The organism is bacterium (genome assembly GCA_037131655.1).
In the GTDB taxonomy this organism is placed as follows: domain Bacteria; phylum Armatimonadota; class Fimbriimonadia; order Fimbriimonadales; family JBAXQP01; genus JBAXQP01.
This window is the reverse complement of the sequence record JBAXQP010000152.1, coordinates 1-6,743: the sequence shown is the minus strand read 5'-3', so window position 1 is coordinate 6,743 and position 6,743 is coordinate 1. Positions and strand designations below refer to the sequence as shown.

General features: G+C 45.2%; 6 protein-coding genes. All 6 read left to right on the top strand.

What is annotated here, in order from left to right:
- The coding region (locus tag WCO51_08100) for a hypothetical protein (protein ID MEI6513220.1) at positions 1-520 on the top strand (520 nt) is incomplete at its 5' end.
- 121 nt (positions 521-641) lie between these two features.
- Positions 642-1,634 carry an HD domain-containing phosphohydrolase gene (locus WCO51_08095; GenBank protein MEI6513219.1) on the top strand — a complete coding sequence of 331 codons (993 nt, stop codon included), beginning with the start codon at positions 642-644 and terminating at the stop codon, positions 1,632-1,634.
- 129 nt (positions 1,635-1,763) lie between these two features.
- Positions 1,764-2,756 carry an HD domain-containing phosphohydrolase gene (locus WCO51_08090; GenBank protein ID MEI6513218.1) on the top strand — a complete coding sequence of 331 codons (993 nt, stop codon included), beginning with the start codon at positions 1,764-1,766 and terminating at the stop codon, positions 2,754-2,756.
- 193 nt (positions 2,757-2,949) lie between these two features.
- Complete coding sequence (metK, locus tag WCO51_08085; protein MEI6513217.1) at positions 2,950-4,083, top strand: methionine adenosyltransferase; 1,134 nt, start codon at positions 2,950-2,952, stop codon at positions 4,081-4,083.
- Between the two features lie 317 nt (positions 4,084-4,400).
- Positions 4,401-5,714: a UDP-glucose/GDP-mannose dehydrogenase family protein gene (locus tag WCO51_08080; protein MEI6513216.1), complete on the top strand. Its 1,314-nt coding sequence runs from the start codon at positions 4,401-4,403 to the stop codon at positions 5,712-5,714.
- 26 nt (positions 5,715-5,740) lie between these two features.
- Positions 5,741-6,661, top strand: coding sequence for a tetratricopeptide repeat protein (locus WCO51_08075; GenBank protein ID MEI6513215.1), 921 nt, complete (start codon positions 5,741-5,743; stop codon positions 6,659-6,661).
- Positions 6,662-6,743: the final 82 nt, after the last annotated feature.

Here is a 6,743-nt window from a genome sequence, read left to right as displayed (position 1 = left end):
CACGTGTCCTGAAATCCCCAACGATACTACAGGGGCTTTCCCAATTGAACCTACTAAAACCTATCTAGCCTCTTATGCCTACAACTACGCTCGGCTGAACTATGCGAAAGAAGCCGATATCGATAGGTCTGCGGATACAGTAATGATGTGGGACAGCTTAAATAATTACTTCGAAGAGCAGGCGAACGTTGGTTGGAGTGAGGATACTCGCTCGATTGGAGATATTAAGAAAGTCGACATCAAGGCAACCATTCGATCGGCTATAAGTAAGGGAGGAGACATTTATAACTTCTGCAGCAAAACTGATCTTAATCAGCCCTGCAATATTTACGGTTCTCCAGATGACAGCGAATTCGGCAAACGCGTCATGTGGCACAACAACAATGGCAATGTGGCTTTTGCAGACGGCCATGTAGCTCCTTCGAACTTCTTGAAGCTGAAGTGGGATCAATTGTTGGTAATCGACAAGAAGAATCCCTGTTACGATAAGCCAGTTGCAACCTGTAAGTTGGACCTTTGATAGATATTTATAGACTGCTAGTATTATTAATAGTACTTGTCGGGCAATATTTCTCCGAAAATTCGATATGAGGCGTGCTCTGTGTGCGTCTGATTTTTGGATTTTCTTTGAGCAGCATTAGATGAGCATCGAAGTTGTGAAAATCGAAGAAGTAAAGCTAGGCGCGTATGTGATATTGCCGCGCTCGTGGTTAAGTCACCCGTTTCTTCTAAATAAGTTTCTTGTTACTACAGTAGCTCAATTGGAAACGCTTCAAAATAGTGGCCTCACTGAAATACAGGTAGACCTTTCTCGTTCCCGATTCGATAATTCCGACAAAGATATTTCAGGTGAGGCAATCCCAAGCCCTCTCAAAGATCCAAAAACAGAAGCGCGCAGCCTTCGAAATGTGCTCCATCTGCCCATCAGGCGACCTCAAAGCCGCGCAACAGCCGTTTACAATCAAGCCTCAGCGATGATGAATGCTCTCTTTTCGTGCCCGACTGCGGATTCGATTGGAGAGGTGAAGGAAGCTGTGGGAGAAATGGTCAACATGGTGCTTGAGGATGAAGAAACATCGTCCTACCTAGTCAGAGTTTTCTCACATGATCCAAGCACATTTACGCATTCGGTGAACGTTGGTATTTACGCGATGATGCTGGCAAATAGAATTTACAAAAAAAGCATTAAACATGACCAGAAGGAACTCGGGGCCGGTTTCTTTCTTCACGATCTGGGCAAAATAAATATTGATATTAATATAATCCAGAAACCAGGCAAATTACTGCCTGAGGAGTGGGATATTATTCGCAAGCATCCAAGTGAAGGCAATCGAATGCTTAAAGAGACAGGGTATTTGACGGATGATTGTAGTTTTATCATAATGCAGCATCATGAACGTGATGACGGTTCCGGTTATCCGTTTGGATTAGTGGGCGAAGAAATCCATGATTACGCTCGAATCTGCTGTATCGCCGACGTTTTTGATGCTCTCACCTCCCAACGGTCCTATAAGCAGCCAATGCCTGCATTCCAGGCGTTAGAGCTTATGAGAAACGAAATGCCGACCTTCTTTAGCCGCGACTTATTCGAAACCTTCGTAATGATGTTGGCCCCAAATCGGGCAGCCGCATAATACGTTGAGTTGGTGCAGTAATAAAGCTAGTATAAATATTGGTGCTAGTTTAGCTGAAACTCTCCGAGAATTTATTATGAGGCGAGCTATATTTACGTCCGATCTTAGATTTTCAATGAGCAGCACTAGATGAGTATAAAAGTTGTAAAAATTGAAGAGGTAACGCTCGGCGCGTTTGTTATACTGCCGAGCTTGTGGTTAAGTCATCCGTTTCTTCTAAACAAGTTTCTTGTTACCACTGAAGCCCAATTGGAAAATCTTCTGGATAGTGGGCTTATAGAAATACAAGTAGACATTTCCCGTTCCCGATTCGATAATTCTGGAAGGGGATTTTCATTGGAGGAAATCCCCTTCCCACTTAAGGATCCAAAAACAGAAGCACGTAGCCTTCGAAATGTGCTTAATCTACCCATTAGACGTCCTCAAAGCCGCGCTATAGCAATCTACACTCAAGCGTCAGCGATGATGAATGCCCTTCTTTCGTGTCCGACTGCTGAATCAATCGGAGAGGTGAAGGATGCTGTGGGAGAAATGGTCAACACAATGTTTGATGATGAAGATACTTCGTCCTACCTAGTTCGAGTATCCTCACACGATCCAAGCACTTACACACATTCTTTAAACGTTGGGATATATGGGATAATGCTGGCAAAAAAGATATATAATAAGAGCATCAAACATGACCTGAAAGAACTAGCCGCCGGGTTAATGCTTCACGACATTGGCAAAATAAATATTGATCTCAAGATAATCCAGAAAACAAGTACCTTACAGCCTGAAGAATGGGATGTTATTCGCAATCATCCAGACGAAGGCAATCGAATACTCAGAGAGACAGGGCATTTGACGGATATTTGCAACATTATCACTTTACAGCATCATGAACGTGAAGACGGTTTAGGTTATTCGCATGGATTAAAGGGCGAAGAAATCCATGATTACGCTCGAATCTGCTGTATCGCCGACGTTTTTGATGCTCTCACCTCCCAACGGACTTATAAGCAGCCTTTGCCTGCATTCCAAGCGCTAGAGCTTATGCGTGACGAAATGCCAACCTATTTTAACCGAGACCTATTCGAAGCTTTCGTAATGATGCTGGCGCCCAAACGTGCTGTCGCATAAAAACCTTAAATTGCCTCCAATTGACATTAATTCCACTCCAAGGTATATTTAGTCATGTTATTGGCATTTGTTTTACTATGTGCCAGGTCGCATTCCCTCTAATTTCCTGTCATTATTTTGCGTCTCGACTGATGGGAATAAATAAAAAAAGCGGCTAACAAGAATATGTTTTCTAATAGAAGGCGGTGTAATCGTGTCTCAGTTTAGACTAATTACTTCTGAAAGCGTAACTGAAGGTCACCCCGATAAGCTCGCGGACCAGATAAGTGATGCTCTGTTGGATGAATGTCTTCGTGATGACCCTCAAAGTCGCGTGGCGATTGAAACATTACTTTCCCGCGGTATTGCTGTAGTTGCGGGAGAAGTCACAACAAAAACTTATGTAGAAATCCCAGATGTCGTTCGGCGGACAATTAATGAGGTTGGTTACACCAAGAGTTCCTTCGGCTTCGAAGGAGATACCTGCGGTGTAATGGTTGCTATTCAAAAGCAATCGGCGGATATTAGCGTTGGGGTCGATCGAGGTGGAGCCGGCGATCAGGGAATGATGATAGGCTATGCCGCAAAAGAGACCGAAGAACTTATGCCGCTGCCTATTACTATTGCTCACCGACTATCTGCGAAATTGACCGAAGTTCGAAAAGCAAACCCTGACCTTGGCCTACGCCCAGACGGCAAGTCGCAGGTAACGGTTGCCTATGAGGGGTTCTGCCCTAAATATATCGATACAATCGTGGTTTCAACTCAGCACGATGAAGAGTTAAAGCAGCCTGATGTCGCAGCAATTGTGCATGAGTATGTTATAGACCCTGTATTGAAGGATTTCAAGCAATTCACTGACCATAACATTAAGTACCACATCAATCCGACCGGAATATTCACAATCGGTGGCCCGCAAGGTGATACCGGCGTGACCGGCCGCAAGATCATCGTTGATACTTACGGCGGAGTCGTTGGTCATGGCGGCGGCGCTTTTTCGGGTAAGGATCCGACAAAAGTTGACCGCTCAGCCAGCTACATGGCTCGTTATCTGGCAAAGAATATCGTCGCCGCAGGTTTGGCGGAGCGAGTTTCAGTCCAGTTAGCCTATGCTATTGGTGTTCCACAGCCAGTTGCAATTGCCCTTGAGACCTATGGCACTGAGACAGTTGATGAAGATGTTATCAATGAGAGAATAAGAGACCATTTCGACCTAAGCCCTGGCGGTATTATTAGCTACTTTGACTTAACAAAGCCAATTTACCTAGCAACCGCTAAAAACGGTCACTTCGGCAATCCCAAGTTTCCCTGGGAAAAGACCGACGCTGCTGCTAAGCTGAAGTCATAAGATTGGAGAACTAAGCCCCCGATTGCGTTGCAATCGGGGGCTTAGTGTTTTTTTGCAGTGAAATCTTCCCCCTGTGCTGTTCAACCTTCCTTTGCTCACGACCTAGTGGCACAGAGGGAAGATACAGATGTGAAGCTTGTCGGAAAATTGGGTCAAACTGATACTGTCGGTTACGATCACAGCTTTTTTACCGTACAATGAAACGTGTACCTAGCAATTTCCTTGAGGTTTTTTGAAGCTAAACCTCCAGAAAATTGCTAGGAATGCCGAATATAACTTATGGCGCAATATGTACGTGCCAAGTGGGGAAGGTTTGGATGAATATCTGTGTAATTGGAACAGGTTATGTCGGTCTGGTTACGGGTGTTGTTTTTGCCGATCTGGGCAATGATGTAATCTGTGTTGATAAAGACGAAAAGAAAATTGAGCTACTTAAAGCTGGGAAGTCACCCATCTACGAACCGGGCGTCGAGGAACTGATCGAACGCGGCATCGAAGAGGGAAGACTGGTTTTCTCGACTGATATCAACGAATCCATTAAACGTTCTGAAGTTGTGTTCATTGCCGTCGGCACCCCCAGTTTGCCAAGCGGTGAGTCTGACTTGAGCCAAGTTGAAGAGGTCGCTAAGTCAATCGCTCTCTCCCTGAATGGCTATAAGATCATTGTTAACAAGAGTACTGTTCCTGTTGGTTCAGGCAACAATGTCCGCGACCTGATCCTCAAGTATCGGAACGGTAAAAACGATTTTGATGTGGTTTCAAATCCAGAATTCCTGCGTGAAGGTCAAGCTGTTTACGACACCCTTCACCCTGACCGCATCGTGATAGGCGCGACCAACCATTCGGCAGCTTTGAAGATAGTCGAGCTTTATGCACCATTAGAGCGACCGATGTTGATGACTGATTTGGCTTCGGCTGAATTGATTAAATACGCTTCGAACTGTTTTCTTGCACTGAAAATATCATATATCAATGCCCTTTCACAGCTTTGCGAGTCAGTGAATGCGGATATTGCTCTTGTAGCGAAGGGGATGGGGGCGGATAGTCGAATTGGGCCATCGTTCTTGCAGGCTGGTTTAGGCTATGGCGGCTCGTGTCTTCCTAAGGATGTTGCGGCGTTGATTGCTACTTCTCAGCGGTTTGGATGCGATGCTTCGATGCTCAAAGCTGTGCAAGTCATCAACACGGAACAGCCAAAACATTTTGTTGACAAGATTAAGAAAGCTTTGGGAGGATTGGACGGCAAGACGATTGCAGTTTTAGGTTTGTCATTCAAACCAAATACGGATGACTTGCGTGAAGCGAAATCCATCGAGATTATTAGATATTTGCTTAGTGAAAAAGCTTTAGTCAAAGCCTACGATCCCGCAGCGATGGAGAACTTCAAACGTTTCCATCCAACAATAACATATGCAAATAGCCCTTATGATGCGGCTCAAGACGCGGATGCGGTTGTGCTCATCACAGAGTGGAACGAGTTTAAGCAGTTGAACTTAGATAGGTTGCGCAGCGTTGTCAAGCAGCCTTACCTTTTCGATGGGCGTAATATTTACGACCCTACACGAGTGCGCCGTTCAGGTTTCTGTTATGAGGGAGTTGGCCGAGCGCACAACGGCGAAGCAATTGAATAGTATAACTAAATTCGGAGGAACAATTTATGTCCATTTTGGGACGCATGTTTAGCTTTGCACACAACGAGACTTATACCCGCGCAATTCGGTGCTACGATCAGGGTCAATATGAAGAGGCAATCGAAGAGTTTGCCCAGATACTCGAACATGAAGCTGCAGCGGATGCTGTAACTTTAAAATTAGCCCGATTTTACACAGCTGAGGCTCACACACAACTTGGGTCGGATGCGATGAAACGTAGGGATTGGGATCAATGCGCTTATGCTTATGGTCAAGCGCTCACACTTCAGCCTCAGTATGCAGACCTTCATTTCCATCGTGCCAATGCTCTTTGGAAACTGAAACGATTTGATGAAGCCCTGTTCCACCTATTGCGCGCTGTTGATATCAACAAGAAGTTTGTTAAAGCAATTATCTATCATGGCATCGTGCTCTATGAAATGGGCAACCGTGATGAGGGTTTGCAGCGAGTTCAAGAAGCCATCGATATCAAACCTGAATTGAAGACCAACGACCGCTTCGTTCGCGCTATGGAATATCATAATAAAGGCGATTTCCTAAATGCTTTAGGCGCACTTGAGACCATCGCATCAACTGAGGCTGATGATGTCCTATTCCATGCTAACTTAGCAGATGATCTTTATCGCCGCCAAAGCTATGATGAAGCCATCGAAGAATACCGCAAAGCCATTAGCATCAACCCGCGATATGCTGATGTAAGAAACCACTGTGGTATGGCTTACCAGATGCTCGGCCAAAATGAAGATGCCGTAGCAGAATTCAAAGCCGCTATCTCAATTAACAGCAAGTATGTTGAGGCCTATGTCAATCTAGGCAACACTTACCGCGATATGGGCGATAGCGCCCTGGCCCGCGAGTTCCTGGACAAAGCCCTAGAGATCGACCCCAACAACCCCTTCGCCCGAAACAGCATAGCCGCTGCCTGACCTGTAGTGTTTATTAATAAAAAGGCGGGGCACTCAGGTGCCCCGCCTTTTTTAGGTTTGTTGTAATTAAAAAGCTCCTACA